Annotated in this window: 17 protein-coding genes; 8 read left to right on the forward strand and 9 right to left on the reverse strand. The window is 72.5% G+C overall.

The features are described from left to right. The first annotated feature begins 300 nt into the window (after window positions 1–300). Entirely contained in the window at window positions 301–798 is a 498-nt protein-coding gene (locus tag ACIOC0_RS13800; protein WP_402155231.1) for a hypothetical protein, read from the forward strand. Between the two features lie 138 nt (window positions 799–936). Beyond that, the gene (mscL, locus tag ACIOC0_RS13805) at window positions 937–1,416 is read left to right on the forward strand and encodes a large conductance mechanosensitive channel protein MscL (RefSeq protein ID WP_402155232.1); all 480 of its coding nucleotides are present in this window, start codon (window positions 937–939) and stop codon (window positions 1,414–1,416) included. 76 nt (window positions 1,417–1,492) lie between these two features. On the opposite strand, the gene ACIOC0_RS13810 is transcribed toward mscL, so the two are convergent. Beyond that, entirely contained in the window at window positions 1,493–1,678 is a 186-nt protein-coding gene (locus tag ACIOC0_RS13810) for a hypothetical protein (RefSeq protein ID WP_402155233.1), read from the reverse strand. Between the two features lie 271 nt (window positions 1,679–1,949). Between ACIOC0_RS13810 and ACIOC0_RS13815 the strand changes: the two genes are divergently transcribed. The 3 genes from ACIOC0_RS13815 (at window position 1,950) to ACIOC0_RS13825 (ending at window position 5,440) form a co-directional block, all read left to right on the forward strand. Next, a complete protein-coding gene (locus ACIOC0_RS13815; RefSeq protein WP_402155234.1) occupies window positions 1,950–3,011 on the forward strand; it encodes a P1 family peptidase in 1,062 nt (353 codons plus the stop codon). Window positions 3,012–3,169: 158 nt separating this feature from the next. After that, window positions 3,170–4,393 carry an Ig-like domain-containing protein gene (locus tag ACIOC0_RS13820; RefSeq protein ID WP_402155235.1) on the forward strand — a complete coding sequence of 408 codons (1,224 nt, stop codon included), beginning with the start codon at window positions 3,170–3,172 and terminating at the stop codon, window positions 4,391–4,393. Between the two features lie 300 nt (window positions 4,394–4,693). After that, window positions 4,694–5,440: a DUF6227 family protein gene (locus ACIOC0_RS13825; RefSeq protein ID WP_402155236.1), complete on the forward strand. Its 747-nt coding sequence runs from the start codon at window positions 4,694–4,696 to the stop codon at window positions 5,438–5,440. Window positions 5,441–5,476: 36 nt separating this feature from the next. Here the strand turns inward: ACIOC0_RS13825 and ACIOC0_RS13830 are convergent, their stop codons facing one another. From ACIOC0_RS13830 to ACIOC0_RS13850, 5 genes are all read right to left on the reverse strand, one after another. Then, complete coding sequence (locus ACIOC0_RS13830; protein WP_402155237.1) at window positions 5,477–6,028, reverse strand: hypothetical protein; 552 nt, start codon at window positions 6,026–6,028, stop codon at window positions 5,477–5,479. Window positions 6,029–6,210: 182 nt separating this feature from the next. Then, window positions 6,211–8,334: a fructose-specific PTS transporter subunit EIIC gene (locus ACIOC0_RS13835; RefSeq protein ID WP_402155238.1), complete on the reverse strand. Its 2,124-nt coding sequence runs from the start codon at window positions 8,332–8,334 to the stop codon at window positions 6,211–6,213. Between the two features lie 259 nt (window positions 8,335–8,593). After that, a complete protein-coding gene (pfkB, locus tag ACIOC0_RS13840; protein ID WP_351091393.1) occupies window positions 8,594–9,541 on the reverse strand; it encodes a 1-phosphofructokinase in 948 nt (315 codons plus the stop codon). Next, window positions 9,538–10,299 carry a DeoR/GlpR family DNA-binding transcription regulator gene (locus ACIOC0_RS13845; RefSeq protein WP_402155239.1) on the reverse strand — a complete coding sequence of 254 codons (762 nt, stop codon included), beginning with the start codon at window positions 10,297–10,299 and terminating at the stop codon, window positions 9,538–9,540. Before ACIOC0_RS13845 ends, pfkB begins: the two co-directional genes overlap by 4 nt. A 231-nt stretch (window positions 10,300–10,530) precedes the next feature. Then, a complete protein-coding gene (locus ACIOC0_RS13850) occupies window positions 10,531–12,105 on the reverse strand; it encodes an MFS transporter (protein ID WP_402155240.1) in 1,575 nt (524 codons plus the stop codon). A gap of 63 nt (window positions 12,106–12,168) precedes the next feature. Between ACIOC0_RS13850 and ACIOC0_RS13855 the strand changes: the two genes are divergently transcribed. Then, a complete protein-coding gene (locus tag ACIOC0_RS13855; protein ID WP_402155241.1) occupies window positions 12,169–13,170 on the forward strand; it encodes a helix-turn-helix transcriptional regulator in 1,002 nt (333 codons plus the stop codon). A gap of 2 nt (window positions 13,171–13,172) precedes the next feature. Here the strand turns inward: ACIOC0_RS13855 and ACIOC0_RS13860 are convergent, their stop codons facing one another. Together ACIOC0_RS13860 and ACIOC0_RS13865 are read right to left on the reverse strand one after the other, a co-directional pair. Next, window positions 13,173–13,835: a TetR/AcrR family transcriptional regulator gene (locus ACIOC0_RS13860; RefSeq protein WP_402155242.1), complete on the reverse strand. Its 663-nt coding sequence runs from the start codon at window positions 13,833–13,835 to the stop codon at window positions 13,173–13,175. A 519-nt stretch (window positions 13,836–14,354) separates the two neighbouring features. Beyond that, entirely contained in the window at window positions 14,355–15,350 is a 996-nt protein-coding gene (locus ACIOC0_RS13865) for a sigma-70 family RNA polymerase sigma factor (RefSeq protein WP_356686223.1), read from the reverse strand. A 173-nt stretch (window positions 15,351–15,523) separates the two neighbouring features. On the opposite strand from ACIOC0_RS13865, the gene ACIOC0_RS13870 reads away from it, so the two are divergent. Beyond that, a complete protein-coding gene (locus ACIOC0_RS13870; RefSeq protein WP_402155243.1) occupies window positions 15,524–16,039 on the forward strand; it encodes a GNAT family N-acetyltransferase in 516 nt (171 codons plus the stop codon). A 56-nt stretch (window positions 16,040–16,095) separates the two neighbouring features. Here ACIOC0_RS13870 and ACIOC0_RS13875 read toward each other — a convergent pair whose 3' ends face one another. Beyond that, window positions 16,096–16,860, reverse strand: coding sequence for a dioxygenase (locus ACIOC0_RS13875; RefSeq protein WP_402155506.1), 765 nt, complete (start codon window positions 16,858–16,860; stop codon window positions 16,096–16,098). A 174-nt stretch (window positions 16,861–17,034) separates the two neighbouring features. Here ACIOC0_RS13875 and ACIOC0_RS13880 point away from each other — a divergent pair, with 174 nt between their 5' ends. Next, a complete protein-coding gene (locus ACIOC0_RS13880) occupies window positions 17,035–17,544 on the forward strand; it encodes a MarR family winged helix-turn-helix transcriptional regulator (protein ID WP_130442254.1) in 510 nt (169 codons plus the stop codon). Window positions 17,545–17,802 lie beyond the last annotated feature (258 nt).

The raw sequence follows: 17,802 nt of genomic DNA on the forward strand, positions 1-17,802 counted from the left end.
GTGCGGGGGTTTGCGCACGGGGTGCGGGGGTTTGCGCACGGGGTGCGGGGGTTTGCGCACAGGGTGAGGAAGCGGAAGTCACCGTTCGGGTGAGGGAGTTATCCACAACCTCTCGGTCGTCCACGGGCTTCGGCGGGTGGCGGTGCGATGGCCGATCGTGGTCTCGCAGGCCGATTCCTCGTCGCTGGTGGTGATCCCGTGTTCTTCGCTCCTTCTCTCCCCGTGTCCGGAACTCCGTGCGCGTCTCCGTCCGCCCCAGGCGCGCTTCCGCCGGGTCCGGAGGCTCCCGCGCCGTGCGGGGTGCCGCCGTTCCCTCCCGTTCGGGTACGCGGCGGGCGGTATCAGGCGCGCCGGCTGGCGCGCGGCCGCAGGCGGGCACTGGCGCTGGGGCTGGCGGTCACCGCGGCCGCGCTGGTGGCGGCGGGGCCGGGTGACGCCGAGGGCGCCCGCGGGCATCCCCACGACAGCCCGAGCGTCGGCGCCCTCACGCCGACCGGCGAACCGGTACGCCGTCCACCTCCCGCCAAGACGGTCGCGGCGCCGGTGCGGATCGCCGACGCGGCGACGGTACGGCTGCTGCGACCCGGCGACCGGGTCGACGTCATCGCCGCCGAGGAGACGGCGGGAGGCGGCCGGGCTTGGGTGGTGGCCCGCCGGGCGCGGGTGACGAAGGTGCCGGAACTCCTGGAGGGGCCGGCCGACGACGGTGCGCTCGTCGTGCTGGCGGTGCCGCGGACCACGGCGGTTCGCCTGGCGGGCGCGAGCACGACGGCGCGGCTGGCGGTGACTCTGTGGTGAGGCTTGTGGTGCGTTTTGTGCGCGGTTCGGTGTCGGAGGCCTCGCCGGCCACCCCGGGCTGGACACGCCCGCCTCGCCCTGACGTAGGTTGCGGAGCTGTTCGTTCCACGACCTGTGCAGACGAGGAGTGTCCCCGAGGTGAGCGAGAACAAAAAGGAGCCGAGCGTCCTGCAAGGCTTCAAGGCCTTCCTGATGCGCGGGAACGTCGTCGATCTGGCTGTCGCGGTGGTGATCGGCGCGGCCTTCACGAACATCGTCAACTCGGTGGTGAAGGGCATAATCAACCCGCTGGTCGGAGCGATCGGCACCCAGAACCTCGACCACTACAGCTCGTGCCTGAGCGCGAGCTGCGAGGGCGAGGAGGGCATCCAGATCCTCTGGGGCTCGGTCCTCGGAGCGACGCTCAGCTTCGTGATCACCGCGGCGGTGGTCTACTTCCTGATGGTGCTGCCCATGGCCAAGTACCTGGCGCGGATGGAAGCCCGCAGGAAGGCGAAGGAGAGCACCCGCGAGGTCATCGAGGTGACCGAGCTGGAGGTCCTCAAGGAGATCCGCGACGCGCTGGTCGCCCAGCAGCAGCAAGGCGGGCAGCAGGGCCACGGTTACGGCGGGCGCTGATCCGGCGGGGCGGCGGCCCCGGGATCGCGGCGGCGGGCCTGGACGGCGTCGCCTCGCGTCCGGCGCCGGTGCTTGTTCAGAGGTGGTGGGGCGGCTTCTCGTCGAGGAAGCGCCTGAGGTCGGCCGCGCTGTCGCCGCCGGCGCCCGGGCGCTCGCCCCACCCGCGGTCCGTGTCGTCCGAGGACTGCTGGTCCAGCGGGTCGTCGAAGATCAGCGCGGGCTTGGGCTGCTCGCACGGCTCAGGGGCCGAGGGGGTGGTCATAGGTCCAGGGTACGGCCCGGTACCGGGCCGGCCGTGCCGTCATCGACCGGCCGAAGCGGGAGCCGAGGTCGCAGCCGAGGCAGGATCCGGAGCCCCGTCCGGAGCCACCGGGGGAGCCGGAGCCGCTCCCGCAGCCGCAGCCGCAGCCGCAGCCGGAGCCGGAGTGGCAACGGCAACCGCGTCCCCAACCCCAGCCCCAGCCGCCCGCCACGATCCCGGCGACGGTGTGCGTACACCCGCCCGCGGAGGCGGACGCGCGAGACTGGCCGGCATGACAGTTGACGCTCTGACGGATGTCGCCGGTGTGCGGGTGGGCCATGCCACGCGGGCCGGTGGGGGTTGGCTCACCGGTGTGACGGTCGTCCTCGCGCCGGAGGGCGGGGCCGTGGCCGCCGTGGACGTGCGCGGCGGTGGTCCGGGCACGAAGGAGACCGACGCCCTGGATCCGCGCAACCTGGTGCAGCGGGTGGAGGCAGTCGTCCTGACCGGCGGCAGCGCCTACGGGCTCGACGCGGCGTCCGGGGTGATGGCCTGGCTGGAGGAGCACGGGCGCGGGGTGTCCGTCGGTCCGGAGCCCACCCACGTGGTGCCGGTGGTGCCCGCCGCCTGCGTCTTCGATCTGGGGCGCGGCGGTGACTTCCGGGCCCGTCCGGACGCGGCCGCCGGCCGGGCGGCGGTCGAAGCGGCCGCGGCGACCGGGCCGGGCGCGGCGGTGCCGCAGGGCTGCGTGGGCGCGGGGACCGGTGCGGTGGTCGGACCGTTGAAGGGTGGGGTCGGCTGCGCGAGCGTGGTTCTCGGCTCGGGGATCACGGTGGCCGCGCTGGTGGTGGTCAACGCGGTGGGCTCAGTGCTGGATCCGGAGACGGGGGTGTTGTACGGGGAGTTCTTCCAGGGGCGGGTGGAGTATCCGCGGGACGGTGTGCGGGAGGCGGCGCGCCGGCGCCTGGCCGAGTCGGCGGCGCGCAACGCTCCGCCGCCGCTGAACACGACGCTGGCCGTGGTCGCCACCGACGCGGACCTGACGAAGGCGCAGGCGCAGAAGCTGGCAGGTACGGCGCACGACGGCATCGCGCGGGCGGTGCGGCCGGTGCATCTGCTCAACGACGGGGACACCGTGTTCACGCTGGCGACGGGGGCGCGTCCGCTCACCGCGGGGGGCCCGTCCGCCGCCGGGGATCCGCTCGCGCTGAACGAGCTGCTCGCGGCGGGCGCGGACATGGTGACGCGCGCGATCGTGCGGGCGGTGCGGGCAGCCGAGCCGGTGGAGGGAGCGGGCGGGGCGTGGCCGTCGTACACGGAGCTGTACGGCGGCGACGACGGTCACGACGGCTGAAGGATCCGTCCAACACGCCCTGTACGAAAGGCGATTGTCCCGGTTCTGTCACGCGACGGCGTCAACGGCGTCCGGCGGGGAACCCCGTCGGCCGCCGGGGTCCTCTACTCCCCCGTAAGGGAGCGGATCTCGCACATCGCATGAAGCTGGAGCAGCCCGTGACAACGCCGGACATAGCAGCGCGGCGCGTACTGGGGGCGTGTGCCGCCCTCGTGGTCGGCGCCCTGACCCTCACCGCTTGCGGTGGCAGCGCCAAGGCCGACAACGACGGCGCGGGGGGCAGGGGCGGCAAGGACTCCGCCAGGACGGCGACCGCGAAGATAGCAATCTCGGCCGCGGACGGCTCGACGGGCGCGTCGATCAACTCGACGGGGGTGACGGTGAGCGGCGGGGAACTCACCACCGTGAAGATGACGGTGGCGGGGTCGGGGAAGGCGGTCGAGGGTTCGCTGGCGGCCGACGGCAGGAGCTGGAAGCCGAAGGAGCAGTTGGAGCGCGGGACGAAGTACGAGATAGCGGCGACCGCGAAGGACGCGAACGGCCGGACGGTGACCGCCGGTTCGTCCTTCACCACGGTCACCCCGGCCGGCAGCTTCATCGGGACGTACACGCCGGACGGCGGGTCGACGGTCGGCGTGGGAATGCCGGTGTCGTTCACGTTCGACAAGACGATCACCGACAAGAAGGCCGTGCAGTCCCACATCACGGTGACCTCCAGCAGCGGGCAGAAGGTGGTCGGGCACTGGTTCGGGTCGCGGCGGCTCGACTTCCGGCCGCAGGAGTACTGGAAGGCCGGCTCCAAGGTCACCATGAAGATCGATCTGGACGGGGTGCAGGGCGCGAACGGCGTCCGCGGGGTGCAGAAGAAGACGGTCAGCTTCACCGTCGGGCGTTCCCAGGTGTCCACGGTGGACGTGAACACGCAGACGATGACGGTCGTGCGGGACGGGAAGACGCTGAAGTCGGTGCCGGTGTCGACGGGCAGCGCGGAGTTCACCACGTACAACGGGCAGATGGTGATCTCGGAGAAGTTCACTCAGCTCCACATGGACAGCAGGACGGTCGACCTCGCCAACGCCTACGACATCCCGGACGTGCCGCACGCGATGCGGCTGACCACGTCGGGCACGTTCGTCCACGGGAACTACTGGTACAAGGGTGAGCCGCCGTTCGGCCGGGTGGGCACCAGCCACGGCTGCGTGGGACTGAGGGACGTGCGGGGCGCGCAGGGCGACACACCTGCCAAGTGGTTCTACGACAACTCGATCGTCGGGGACGTGCTGATCGTCGAGAACTCCCCCGACAAGCCGGTGGCCCCGGACAACGGGCTGAACGGCTGGAACATGGAGTGGAGCGAGTGGACGGCCGGCAGCGCGGTCTGACACGGCGAGGCGCGGGCCGCGCGCCCGGGCCGCGCGCGCATGAGGCCGTACGCATGGGGCCGCGCGCATGGTGTTGCGCGCCGGGCCGCGCGCCCGGGCCACCGGGCGGCGCGGGCGGTCGTTCCGGTAGAAGGGGGCGCTGACCGGCGGTTTCTGACGCATCGTCGGGCCGGGCGGGAACATCTCGCGCGGCCCCGACGTTTTCCCGACGGACGTTTTCTCGGTTCCTGGACATGATGTCCGGCCGAGGGGCTACGGTATGCACCCACAAGGTGACATGCAGCGACGCCGGGAGAGACCTTGAGCGTTCCGTACGAGACGGAAGCGCACGGACCAGCAGAGTCGCCCGAGACTCCGGAGGAGCATCTCGCGCGGCTCCTCGGCCGTGCCCTGAACTCGTTCGAGCTGCCCGACGACACGATCAGGCGGCTCGACTGCGCACTGGCGCATGACAGCTCGCTGCACTCCGCGCACCACAGCGCGGGGCTGCACCGCGAGACGTACCGGCACACCTGGCTGCTGGCCGACGGCTGTGCGCTCACGCTGTGGGAGCTCGTGCACAACCCCCAGCCGGGCAGCGAGCCGCAGCACGAGGTGTATGTGGACGAGGAGGAGCTGCGCGCCGCCACCGCCCGGCTGCCGCTGCCGCCGGACACGCCGGACTTCGAGCTGCCGGTGCTGGTGCAGCTGGCTCCGATTCCCGCGCCGCGGCACGTGTACGTGCCGGACGACTCGGCGGACCACGCGCGCCGGCTGCTGCGCCGCGCGGAGAACGCCGACCGGCCCGGCCCGGACACGGCGACGCTGCTGACGACCGCGTTCGCGCACCAGATCACGCAGGCGTTCGGCCGCCCGTGCCGCGCCGGGCGCATCGGCCTGGGCTTCGCGCTGTACGAGCACGCGTTCCTGCTGCGCGACGGCCAGGAGATCTCTCTGTGGGAGGTCGAGCACACGGCGACGCCCGACGGGCGGCACATGTGCGAGGTGTATCCGTCGGAGGCGGCGGCCCGTGAGGCGATGGAGCGGCGGGCGGCGCGGGTGTCCTGAGCGCCGCCCCCGTGAGCCGGCCGCCCGGCGGCCGGCTCAGCCGTCGGCGTCGGTGAGCCGTCGTACCAGGTCTGCGAAGGCGGCCTGTTCGGCCCGGGTCAGTTCGGCGGGCTCCAGGTGGGGGCGTTCCTGGCGCTGGCGCGGCAGGCCCGGGAGCGAGGGAAGGTCCTGCGGCGTGGCGGGGTCCACCGGGCGTGCGGCCGCGCCGCGGCGCCACCCTTCGGAGTTGAGGCGCAGACTGTCCGCCCTGGAGTTGCGCACGCGTCGGGTGCGCCCGTCGGGGCGGCCGGGTCGCGCGCGCTCCCCTGAGCGCCGCACCCGCCGTCCTCCCGTCCCGCCGCCGCTCCAGCCCGTCGGATCGCTTCCCGTCGCGTGTTCGCCCGTACTCGCGCGGTCGCTCGCGCCCGTGCGGCCGACGCCGTCCCTGCGGTCGCCTCTGCTCGTCCCGTTCGTCGCGGCGGAGCCTCGTGCGGCCGGGCCGGGGCGGCCTCGGCGCAGGAGGCGGAAGAGGACGCACAGCCAGGCGGCGAGGGCGAGGGCCAGGGCGGCCGCGCTCGCCGTCTGGTGGATCGAGAGGGCCTCAGGCATGCGCACAGTACACAGCAAGATCCGGGATTCGGTATCGAATCGTGATGCATCTCGCAGGCGGTGCGGGGGACGCCGTGCGCGCCGGTGGTCGCACGGAAGCGGCCGGTCGCGGCCCTCCCTCGTGGGGCGGGCCGCGACCGGCCGTTCGTGTCAGCCGAGTGGCCGCTGCCGCTCGCCGTGGCTCACGCCGCGACCGGCTGCTTCTCCTGCGTGGCCGAGGTGGCCGCGCCGACACCCTGACCTGCGACGGAGGCGTCGGGGGCCGTCTTGCGCAGGCCCTTGAGGACGATGACCAGTGCGGTCGTGACGCACACGCCGGCGGCGATGGCGACCAGGTAGAGGACCGCGTTGCCGATCAGCGGGACCACGAAGATGCCGCCGTGCGGGGCGCGCAGCGTCGCACCGAAGGCCATCGACAGGGCGCCGGTCACCGCGCCGCCCGCCATCGAGGCCGGGATGACGCGCAGCGGGTCGGCCGCGGCGAACGGGATCGCGCCCTCGGAGATGAAGGAGGCGCCGAGGACCCAGGCGGCCTTGCCGTTCTCGCGCTCGGTCGGGGTGAAGAGCTTGCCGCGCACGGTGGTGGCCAGGGCCATCGCCAGCGGCGGGACCATGCCGGCCGCCATGACCGCAGCCATGATCTTCATCGCCGAGCCGCTGGGGTCCTGGACGGCGATGCCGGCCGTGGCGAAGGCGTACGCGACCTTGTTGACGGGGCCGCCGAGGTCGAAGCACATCATCAGGCCGAGCAGGATGCCGAGCAGGATGGCGTTGGAGCCGGACAGTCCGGCGAGCCAGTCCGTCATGGCCTTCTGAGCCCCGGCGATGGGCTTGCCGACCACGACGAACATCAGGAATCCGACGATCATCGAGGAGATCAGCGGGATCACCACCACCGGCATGATGCCGCGCAGCACCGGCGGGATCTTGATCCGCTGGATGCCGAGGACCACGCCACCGGCCAGCAGACCGGCGACCAGGCCGCCGAGGAAGCCCGCGGCGATGGTGGAGGAGATCATTCCGCCGACGAAGCCGGGCACGAGACCGGGCCGGTCCGCCATGCCGTACGCGATGTATCCGGCGAGGACGGGGATGAGGAAGCCGAAAGCGACGCCGCCGATCTGGAACATCAGGGCGGCCCAGCTGTCGACCTGGGTCCAGGAGAAGTGTTCCGTGACCGCGGGCGCCTTGCTGATCTCCCAGCCGCCGATCGCGAACCCGAGGGCGATCAGCAGACCGCCCGCGGCGACGAACGGGACCATGTAACTGACGCCCGTCATCAGCCACTTGCGGAGCTTGGTGCCGTAGCCGTCGCCGGCCTCCCCGGCCCGCTCGACCGGCGTGCCGCCGCCGGCGGAGGCGCTGACCTCGCCGCGCTCGGCCTTGCCGCGGACCTCGGAGATCAGTTCGGCCGGGCGGTTGATGCCCGCCTTCACACCGACGTCCACGGTGGGCTTGCCGGCGAAACGATCCTTCTCGCGTACGGGCACGTCGTGGGCGAAGATCACGCCGTCCGCGGCGGCGATGACGGCCGGGTCGAGCCGGGTGAAGCCGGCCGAGCCCTGCGTCTCGACGACCAGCTCGACGCCCGCCTCACGGCCGGCGTTCTCCAGCGACTCGGCCGCCATGTAGGTGTGCGCGATGCCGGTGGGACAGGAGGTGACGGCGACGACGCGGAAGGGGCGTTCGGCGGGGGTCTCGCCGGGGGTGCCGCTCGGAGCCGGCGTGGGCGTGGTGCTGCCCGCCGTGGCGTCGGCGGAGGCCGCCGCCGACGCCACGGCGGCGTCCTGGGTGTGCTCACCGGCGCTGCCGGTGGCGTCGGTCGCGGTGTCCGTGTCCGCCGCGGTGTCCGTGCCGGCCGCCGGCTCTTCGCCGCGGATCAGCGCGGCGGCGGCGCCCGCGTCCCGCACCGACCGCAGTGCGGAGGTGAAGTCGGCGTTCATCAGCTGACGGGCCAGGGAGGACAGGATCGTCAGATGGGCGTCGTCGGCGCCGGCCGGGGCGGCGATCAGGAAGATCAGGTCGGCGGGGCCGTCGGGCGCGCCGAAGTCGATGCCGTCGGCGGCGCGCCCGAAGGCGAGCGTCGGCTCGGTGACGTGGACGCTGCGGCAGTGCGGGATGCCGATGCCGCCGTCGAGGCCGGTCGGCATCTGCGCCTCGCGGGCGGCGACGTCGGCGAGGAAGCCGTCGAGGTCGGTCACCCGGCCCTTGGCCACCATGCGCTCGGCGAGGGATCGCGCCGCCGCTTCCTTGGTATCGGCGGACAGGTCGAGGTCGACCAGGTCCGCGGTGATCATGTCACTCATCGCGGGCTCCTTCGCACGCGTATCGCCCGGAGCGTGGGGTGGGCGGGGGTGGGGACGGGGACGGAGATGGGGGAGGGGGAGGAGCAGGGGGCGGTGGAGGCGGGGCGGGGAACCCCTCGCCCCGGCGGTGTCACACGGCGGCTCAGGTCGCCTCGCGACCCGTTGCCCTGCTGCCCGCCAGGAGCGGCGAGTAACACATCCGCTCGCCACCCCTGCCCGGGGCGTGCGACGAGGGGCGCGGCCGTGCTCTGCGGTGCGGTCATGACACCGGCTCCTTCAGTTCGCGGTCCGTCGGGAGTTCCGCCGTGACCGTCACCGCCGCCGGGTCCAGATCGGCCGGGGTCGGCATCACGCTGCCGGGAAGCTGGACCGCGGCCGCGCCGTGCGCGACGGCGGAGGCGAGGGCCTGCGGGCCACTGCCGCCGGCGATGAGGAAGCCGGCGAGCGAGGAGTCGCCGGCGCCCACGTTGCTGCGTACGACGTCCACTCGCGCGGAGGCGAACCAGGCGCCCCCGTCCTCGACCAGCAGCTGCCCGTCGGCGCCCAGGCTGGCGAGCACCGCGCGCGCCCCCATCTGCCGCAGTTCCTCCGCCGCCTTCACGGCGTCGCCCACCGTCGCCAGCGGCCGCCCGACGGCCTCCGCGAGCTCCTCGGCGTTCGGCTTCACCACGTCGGGCCGCTCGCGCAGCGCCTCCAGGAGGGCGCGCCCTGAGGTGTCCAGCGCGATCCGCGCTCCCCCGGCGTGCGCCCGCGCGACGACATCGGCGTACCACGACGGCGCGAGGCCCCGGGGAAGGCTGCCGCAGCAGGCGATCCAGTCGGCGTCGCGCGACTGCTCGCGCACGGTCTCCAGGAGCAGTTCCTGCTCGGCGGCGCTCAGCTCGGGGCCGGGCGCGTTGATCTTCGTGAGCACCCCGTCGGACTCGGCGAGCGCGATGTTGGAGCGGGTGGCCCCGGCGACCGGCACCGGTGCGACCTCGATGCCCTGCGCGTCGAGCAGGTCGGCGACAAGTGCGCCCGGCGCGCCGCCCAGGGGGAGGACGGCGACCGTGCGCCGTCCGGCGGCGGTCACGGCGCGCGAGACGTTGACGCCCTTGCCGCCGGGGTCCATGCGTTCGCCGGTGGCGCGGATGACCTCGCCGCGCTCCAGCGACGGGACCTCGTACGTACGGTCGAGGGACGGGTTGGGGGTGACGGTGAGGATCATGCGCGCACTACTTCCGTGCCGCCGCGCTCGATGGCGGCGGCGTCGTCGGGGCTCAGCCCGCTGTCGGTGATCAGCAGGTCCACATCGCTCAGGTCACCGAAGCGCGCGAAGTGCTCCTGGCCGTGCTTGGCGGAGTCGGCCAGCAGCACCACCCGGCGGGCCGCCGCCATCGCCGCGCTCTTGACGGCGGCCTCGGCGAGGTCGGGCGTGGTCAGACCGTGCTCGGCGGAGAAGCCGTTGGCGGCCACGAACAGGACGTCGGCGCGGATCTCGCCGTACGCGCGCAGCGCCCAGGCGTCCACGGCTGCGCGCGTACGGTGCCGTACGCGCCCCCCGACCAGGTGGAGCTGCATGCCCGGGTGGTCCGCGAGGCGGGCGGCGATGGGCAGGGAGTGCGTGACGGCGACGAGCGAGGCCTCCAGGGGGAGGGCGGCGGCCAGGCGGGCGATCGTCGTACCGGCGTCGAGGATCACCGTGCCCTCGGACGGCAGCTCGGACAGGGCCGCCTTGGCGATGCGGTCCTTCTCGTCGGCGGAGGTGCTCTCGCGCTCCGCGAGGTCCGGCTCGAAGTCGAGGCGTCCGACGGGTATGGCGCCGCCGTGGACGCGGCGGACGAGGCCGGCGCGGTCGAGGGCCTTCAGATCGCGGCGGATGGTCTCCGCGGTGACCTGGAACTCCTCGGCGAGCGACACGACGTCCACACGGCCGCCGTCACGGGCGAGCCGCAGGATCGCCTGCTGACGCTCCGGTGCGTACATGTCCGCTTCGCCTCCGAGTCGTGCCCGAACGTGTGGTTTCTACAGGGAGGCTACGCCCGGTTTTCCGGAAAGTAAACAGGTTCGGACCTGAATCGGGCATGAACGGACTTCGCGCGGTCGCCGTCGCAAGGTTGGGCACACGCCGAAGGGCCCGGCGTCCATCGCCGGGCCCTTCCTCGGAGACCTCGTTCTCGGGACCTCGCTCTCGGGACCTCGTCCCCGCGGCCTCGTTCAGCCGACGAGTTCGGACGCCGTCTTCTGCCCGGGCAGTTTCCTCGCGTCGGCAGGCTCCCCGGCCGCCTCCTCCTCGGCGCCCTCTCCCCCGGCCGCCGCGTCCGCGCCTTCCACGTGCTGCGCGGGCCGCTTCGGCAGGGCGAACATCAGCAGGAAGATCGCGCCCATCACCGCGGCCACCCAGCCCAGCGCGTACCGGAAGGCGTCCGCGAACTCCGGGCCCACCTGGGCCGGCGTCAGCCGCTCGCCGATCCGGCCGAAGAAGACCACCGCCACCAGGCCCAGACCGAGCGCGTTGCCCATCTGCTGCACGGTGTTGATCAGCCCGGAAGCCGACCCGGCGTGCTCACGCGGCACCCCGGACAGCACCGCGTCCGTCAGCGGCGCGACGATCAGGCCCATGCCGACGCCCATCACCACCAGCGGCGGCGCCATCTGCCAGGACGTGATGCCGAGGCCGTACCGCGCGGACTCCCAGATGTAGAGCAGGACGCCGAGGGCCAGGGTCAGCGCGCCCGCCTGGAGCACCTTGCGGCCGAAGCGCGGGACCAGCTTCTGCACGGACAGACCGGCGGCCATCGACACGGCGAGGGAGAACGGGACGCCGGTCAGACCGGCGTGCAGCGGGGTCCAGCCCAGCCCCTCCTGCATGTACAGCGTCCACACCAGGAAGAAGATGCCGAGGGCGATGCCGAAGACGAGTTGGACCGCGATGCCGGCGGCGAAGCTCTTCACCCGGAACAGGGAGAGCTCGATCAGCGGGGAGCCGTCCCGCGCGCCCTTGCGCCGCTCGTACGCGACCAGCGCCCCGAAGACGACGAGCGAACCGGCCATCGAGACGTGCCCCCACAGCGGCCAGCCCAACTCGCGCCCGCGGGTGAGCGGGTAGAGCAGCATCAGCAGACCCAGCGTCACCAGCGCGACGCCGACGAGGTCGAGCTTGAGCGCCCTGGGCGCGCGGGACTCGGTGATGAAGCGGCTGCCGAGGATCAGACCCGCGATGCCCACGGGGAGGTTGATGAGGAAGATGGGCCGCCAGCCCAGCCCGAAGAGGTTCCACTCCGTCAGGAGCGCGCCCAGCAGCGGCCCGGAGACCGCGCCGAGCCCCACGATCGCGCCGAACAGCCCGAAGACCTTGCCCCGCTCGTGCGCCGGGAAGGTCGCGTGCACGATCGACAGCACCTGCGGGACCATCAGCGCCGCCATGGCTCCCTGGAGGATGCGGGAGGCGACGAGCATCTCCGGGTTCACGGCGAATCCGCACAGCGCGGAGGCGAGGGTGAAACCGCCGATGCCGACGAGGAAGAGCCGCTTGCGGCCGTGGATGTCACCGAGACGACCGCCGGTGACGAGACCGGCGGCGAACGCGAGCGCGTAACCGGCGGTGATCCACTGGATCTGGCTCCAGGAGGCGCCGGCCTCCTCCCGGATGGACGGGATGGCGATGTTGACGATCGTGACGTCGACGAGGTCCATGAAGGCCGCGGTCATCACGATCGCGAGGGCGAACCAGCGGCGGCGGTCCCCGGCGCGCGGAGGTGTGGACGTCGGCGGTGTCTCGGTGGAAGTCATGTCCCGGAGACTAGGAGCCCAGTAGGTCGGATCATGTCCTAGTGGTGCGGCATCCTCGAAGGCATGACGACGGACACTCCGGCACGGCTGCTGCAGCTCCTCTCCCTCCTCCAGACGCCCCGCGAATGGCCCGGCGGCGAGCTCGCCGACCGGCTCGGAGTGTCCCGGCGCACGGTCCGGCGCGACATCGACCGGCTGCGGGAACTGGGCTACCCGGTCCAGGCCACGATGGGGTCGGACGGCGGGTACCGGCTGGTCGCCGGCAAGGCCATGCCGCCGCTCGTCCTCGACGACGAGGAGGCGGTGGCGATAGCGGTCGGCCTGCGGGCCGGCGCCGGGCACGCGCTGGAGGGCGTGGACGAGGCCTCGGTGCGTGCGCTGGCCAAGCTGGAGCAGGTGCTGCCGGCCCGGCTGCGCCACCGCGTCTCCACCCTGCAGGCCGCGACCACCCCGCTGACCAGCGGCGACGGCGCGAGCATCGCCCCTGAGACGCTGACCGTGATGGCGTCCACGGTGGCCGGCCACGAGCGGCTGCGGTTCGCCTACCGGGCCAAGGACGGCACGCAGTCCCGCCGTCTGACCGAGCCGTACCGGCTGGTGTCGACCGGTCGGCGGTGGTACCTGGTGGCCTACGACCTCGAACGGGAGGACTGGCGGACCTTCCGCGTCGACCGGGTGCGCGACCCCTTCGCCACCGGCGCCCGCTTCACCCCCCGGGAACTGCCGACGGGGGACGCGGCGGAGTACCTGCGCCGGTCGATCCACCGCCGCCCGGACACCCGTGAGTACGCGTACGACGTCACGTTCGCGGAGCCGGCCGGGTTCGTCACGGCCCGGCTGCCCGCCTGGCTCACCTCGGCCGCCGAAATCGGCGAAGGTTCCGGCGACGGGACCACGGGCGGCTGCCGGCTGCGTGGGGTGACCAGTGACCCGGTGGAATGGGTGGCGATGCGTCTGGCCCAGGTCGGCTGCGAGTTCACCGTTCACGGACCGGCTGAACTGGTCGAATGCGTGAGGGAGTTGGGCGGGAGACTGAGCAGGGCGGGGGCGGGTTCGCAGAGGTAGGGCTACTCCCAGCCGGCCCCGCGGAGCTTCTCCAGGTTGCGCAGGGCCAGTTCGGCCGGTCCCTGCGGGCCGGTCGGCGGCTGGTCGCCCCTGGACCAGCTCTCGACGGCCACCCTCACCGCGGCGTCGGCGACCGCCGCGGTGAACCGTTCGTCGGCGGTCAGCCCGGTGACGTCGTCGTGCTCCTGCGTGCCCGCGCGCCGCTCCCGCAGGATCCGCGCGAGCGTCTCCTCCGAGGTGTGGCAGACCTCGGCCCAGACCTTGCCCAGGGCAGGACTGCTCGCGGCGAGGCGGATCAGGGTGCGGGCCCATTCCCAGGACGCGGCCGACACCCTCTCGCCGGGGGTGAGGGTGTGCCGCACCGCGTGTTCCAGCGCCTGCGGCAGGGGCAGTTCGCGCGGGGCGTCGCGCACCGCGTCGGCCCAGCGCCGGGCGCCCTCCGCGTAGAGGGGCGCGACGGCTTCCTCCTTGGTGGCGAAGTACCGGTAGAAGGTGCGGGGAGCGATGCCCGCGGCGCCGGCGATGTCCTCGGCCCTGGTGGCTTTGAGGCCGCGGCTCACGAAGAGGCGGGCGGCCGCCCGCGCGATCTCCATGCGTGTCGCCGCTTTGCGCCGCTCGGTCAGCGAGGCCGAGGACGGGACCGGAGCGGGGGTGGAACTGGTCACAGTTGCAGGCTATGCCCCTGTGGCACAATCTGCCATTCAGGCGGGCCACCCCGGGGTTCAGGTACGGGGTGACCCGCCCTTCGGCAGGTCCGGGCGCGGGCGGGCGAGCCTGGCGGCGTGACCGGGGCGAGAAGAAGGCCGGGCCCGGCGCCTTGGGGGGGAAGGCGCCGAGGCCCGGCCTGGGGCAGTCCCGCCGCCGGGGGGGTGCGTCGGGACGTGGTCCGGGGGTTCCTGCGCATGGCATGCGAAGCGGAGGCTCGGCACGGAACCGAGGTGCGACGCAGGCCACGTGGTCGTACGGCTTCGGGGTCCGGTGGGTCCGAACTCCCGTGCCTGGAATTCTTGTTCCCCCGGTGTCACCGGTTAAGCGGCGTTGTATCGCCATGTTGGCGCGGACTTCGGCCACCGTCCACGCGAGGCGGCTCACTCAGTTCGTCCACGCAGCGGCGCGGCGCCGCCCGCGAGGGGCGGCACACAGCGGTCTCCACGGCGCCTTGAGGACGGCACCGGTGCGTTCAGCTACGCCGCCGCCTCGAACCCGGTGGACCGGGCCAGCTTCTTCAGCTCCAGCAGGGCGTGCTTCTCGATCTGACGGATGCGCTCACGGGTCAGGCCGTGCTGCTTGCCGACCTCCGTCAGGGTGCGCTCCCGGCCGTCCTCGATGCCGTAGCGCATCTTGATGATGGAGGCCGTGCGCGGGTCGAGGCGGTCGATCAGTCCGTCGAGCTCCTCGCTGCGCAGCAGCGTCAGAACGGACTGCTCCGGCGAGACCGCGGAGGTGTCCTCCAGCAGGTCGCCGAACTGCGTCTCGCCCTCGTCGTCCACCGACATGTTCAGCGAGACCGGGTCACGGGCCCAGTCGAGAACGTCGATGACGCGCTCCGGCGTGGAGCCCAGCTCCTCGGCGATCTCCACGGGCTCAGGGTCACGGCCGTTCTCCCGGTTGAACTCGCGCTGGACGCGGCGGATGCGGCCCAGTTCCTCCACCAGGTGGACGGGCAGCCGGATCGTGCGGGACTGGTCCGCTATCGAGCGCGTGATCGCCTGGCGGATCCACCAGGTCGCGTACGTGGAGAACTTGAAGCCCTTGCGGTAGTCGAACTTCTCGACCGCGCGCACCAGCCCGGCGTTGCCCTCCTGGATCAGGTCGAGCAGGGGCAGGCCGCTGCGCGGGTAGCGGCGGGCGACCGCGACGACCAGGCGCAGGTTGGAACGGATGAAGACGTCCTTGGCGCGCTCCCCGTCGGCGACGAGGGCCTCGAGCTCCTCACGGGAGGCGTCCGCCTTGGACTCCTCGTACCCGTCGAGGACCTGTCGCGCGAACACACCCGCCTCGATGATCTGCGACAGCTCGACTTCCTTGGCGGCGTCAAGCAGTGGTGTGCGCGCGATCTCGTCGAGGTACATGCCGACCAGATCGCGGTCGGCGAGTTCCCCGCCGTGGACGCGAACACTGCTTGCCGCGCCGGTCTCGCCGGTGGCGGACTGACGACGGGCGACGGCACGGGTTGCCATGCGTGCTCCCTTGCGATGGTGGGTCAGCGGGTGGTCCGTAGACGCTCGGCACTCTTCTCGTGTGCCCGGCATCCGATGGAAACAACGACTGGAATCAGGACAGAATTCCCAACCCACCCCACGAATTTTCTGATCATGCAGTACCCTGTCCGGCCACCCAGGGAGGCGAGAGGATGTCGGACCGTACAGAGGTGCAGGTCAGGCCGGGAGTCGAGGCGGACCTCGAAGCCCTCACGGAGCTCTACAACCACTACGTACGTGAGACGCCCATCACGTTCGACACGGTGGCCTTCACGGTGGAAGAGCGCCGCCCTTGGCTGCTCTCCCACCCTGAAGACGGGCCGTACCGCCTGATGGTTGCCGTGGACGCCGGTTCACAGGAGATTCTGGGATACGCCACCTCCAGCCCCCACCGCCCGAAGCCCGCCTACTCGACGTCGGTGGAGGTGACGGTCTACGTCGCCGCGGGCGCCGGCCGCCGCGGTGTCGGCACCCTGCTCTACGAGGCGCTCTTCGAGGCGCTGGCCGGCGAGGACCTGCACCGCGCGTACGCGGGCATCGCGCTGCCCAACGAGGCGTCCACCCGTCTGCACGAACGCTTCGGGTTCCGCTACATCGGCACCTACCGGGAGATCGGCCGCAAGTTCGGCAGGTACTGGGACGTCGCCTGGTACGAGAAGGAGCTGTGACGGCACGGGGCGGCCAGACGAGGCGGCACGGGCAGGCGCGATCCCCTTGCGCGCGCTCAGCCGAACTGCACCGACCGCTTGGCCAGGCCCAGCCAGAAGCCGTCGATCACCGACCGCTGCTCCCCCAGCTCGCCGAACGCGTCCGCGGCGCCCATCGTCACGAACAGCGGTGCGAAGTGCTCGGTGCGCGGGTGGGCGAGCAGGCCCGCCGGTGACTTGCGGGTGAAGTCGAGGAGCGCGTCGACGTCGCCGGCGTCGAGCGCCCGCCGCCCCCAGTCGTCGAACTCGGTCGACCAGCCGGGTACGCCACCGGCGTGGCGCAGCGCGGCGAGGTTGTGGGTGAAGAAGCCGGAGCCGACGATCAGCACGCCCTCCTCCCGCAGGGGCGCGAGCCGGCGCCCGATCTCCATGAGCCGCACCGGGTCGAGGGTCGGCATGGAGATCTGCAGCACGGGGATGTCCGCGTCCGGGAACATCTCGACGAGTGGGACGTACGCACCGTGGTCGAGACCGCGGTCGGGGATGTCCTGGACGGGCATACCGGGGGCGCGCAGCAGCTTGCGCACGCTCTCGGCGAGCTCCGGTGCGCCGGGGGCGCCGTAGGTCACCTGGTAGTAGTGCTCGGGGAAGCCCCAGAAGTCGTAGACCAGGGGGACGGTCTCCACGGCGCCGAGGGCGAGGGGGGCCTCCTCCCAGTGGGCGGAGACCATGAGGATCGCCTTGGGACGCGGCAGACCGGCGGACCAGGCGGCGAGCTGGCCGGGCCACACCGGGTCGTCCGCGAGGGGCGGGGCGCCGTGGCTGAGGTACAGGGCGGGCATGCGCTCCCGCTCCTGCGGGACGGCGCGTTCCTGGGCGGCGGGGGCGGACATGGCGGTGACTCCCTCCGAGGGCGGGACCCTCGACAGTTTTGCTTGAAAACTAAACTTCATCTCCATCTCACTGTACGCACCCTTTGTTTAAGTTTCAAGGACGAAACCCGTACAGTGGAGTACATGAAGACGGCTGCCGCACCCGCTGAAGAGCCCCAGTGGCTCACCGCAGAGGAGCAGCGCATCTGGCGCTCCTACCTGCACGCCACGTACCTCCTCGAAGACCACATGGACCGCCAGCTCCAACGCGACGCGGGGATGCCGCACGTCTACTACGGGCTCCTCGTCAAACTCGCCGAGGCCCCGCGCCGACGGCTGCGCATGACCGAGCTGGCCATGCAGGCGAAGATCACCCGGTCCCGTCTCTCCCACGCCGTCGCCCGCCTGGAGAAGAACGGCTGGGTGCGCCGCGAGGACTGCCCCTCGGACAAGCGCGGCCAGTTCGCGGTGCTGACCGAACAGGGACTGGAGATGCTGAAGAGCGCCGCGCCGGGCCATGTGAACGCCGTCCGCAACGCGCTCTTCGACCGGCTCACCCCGGAACAGCAGAAGTCCCTCGGCGAGATCATGGAGATCATCGCCGAGGGACTGCAGCCCAACGAGGCGGGGGCGGACCTGCCCTGGCTGAGGTGAGGCCCCGCCGGGGCGCGGGTGCCGGCCGGCGGGCGCCGATCCGCACACGCCGGTCGGCGGGAAGCCGCGCCTAACTAGTAGTGCTGTGACCGGAAAGGTTTGCCGGGAAGCTCGCGGCGTCCGGTGCCGGGGGTACCTCCCACGCCTTTCGGGCAGTGGGGGAGCACCGCGAGGCGGAGCATCGCCCGCGCACCGGACGTACGCGGGTGATGCGACAACGCGGCGGTGGGGGCCCCTCCCGCGCGAGCGAAGCCGAGC

The sequence above is a fragment of the Streptomyces sp. NPDC088254 genome (assembly GCF_044740925.1).
Lineage (GTDB): Bacteria > Actinomycetota > Actinomycetes > Streptomycetales > Streptomycetaceae > Streptomyces.

Bases quoted from the DNA above. Each gene is read 5' to 3' on its own strand.
- ACIOC0_RS13810 (WP_402155233.1), bottom strand. From the start codon at position 1,678: ATGACCACCCCCTCGGCCCCTGAGCCGTGCGAGCAGCCCAAGCCCGCG.
- ACIOC0_RS13865 (WP_356686223.1), bottom strand. From the start codon at position 15,350: ATGGCAACCCGTGCCGTCGCCCGTCGTCAGTCCGCCACCGGCGAGACC.
- ACIOC0_RS13880 (WP_130442254.1), top strand. From the start codon at position 17,035: ATGAAGACGGCTGCCGCACCCGCTGAAGAGCCCCAGTGGCTCACCGCA.
- ACIOC0_RS13855 (WP_402155241.1), top strand. From the start codon at position 12,169: ATGACGACGGACACTCCGGCACGGCTGCTGCAGCTCCTCTCCCTCCTC.
- ACIOC0_RS13845 (WP_402155239.1), bottom strand. From the start codon at position 10,299: ATGTACGCACCGGAGCGTCAGCAGGCGATCCTGCGGCTCGCCCGTGAC.
- ACIOC0_RS13875 (WP_402155506.1), bottom strand. From the start codon at position 16,860: ATGCCCGCCCTGTACCTCAGCCACGGCGCCCCGCCCCTCGCGGACGAC.
- ACIOC0_RS13835 (WP_402155238.1), bottom strand. From the start codon at position 8,334: ATGAGTGACATGATCACCGCGGACCTGGTCGACCTCGACCTGTCCGCC.
- ACIOC0_RS13870 (WP_402155243.1), top strand. From the start codon at position 15,524: ATGTCGGACCGTACAGAGGTGCAGGTCAGGCCGGGAGTCGAGGCGGAC.
- ACIOC0_RS13830 (WP_402155237.1), bottom strand. From the start codon at position 6,028: ATGCCTGAGGCCCTCTCGATCCACCAGACGGCGAGCGCGGCCGCCCTG.
- pfkB (WP_351091393.1), bottom strand. From the start codon at position 9,541: ATGATCCTCACCGTCACCCCCAACCCGTCCCTCGACCGTACGTACGAG.
- ACIOC0_RS13850 (WP_402155240.1), bottom strand. From the start codon at position 12,105: ATGACTTCCACCGAGACACCGCCGACGTCCACACCTCCGCGCGCCGGG.
- ACIOC0_RS13815 (WP_402155234.1), top strand. From the start codon at position 1,950: ATGACAGTTGACGCTCTGACGGATGTCGCCGGTGTGCGGGTGGGCCAT.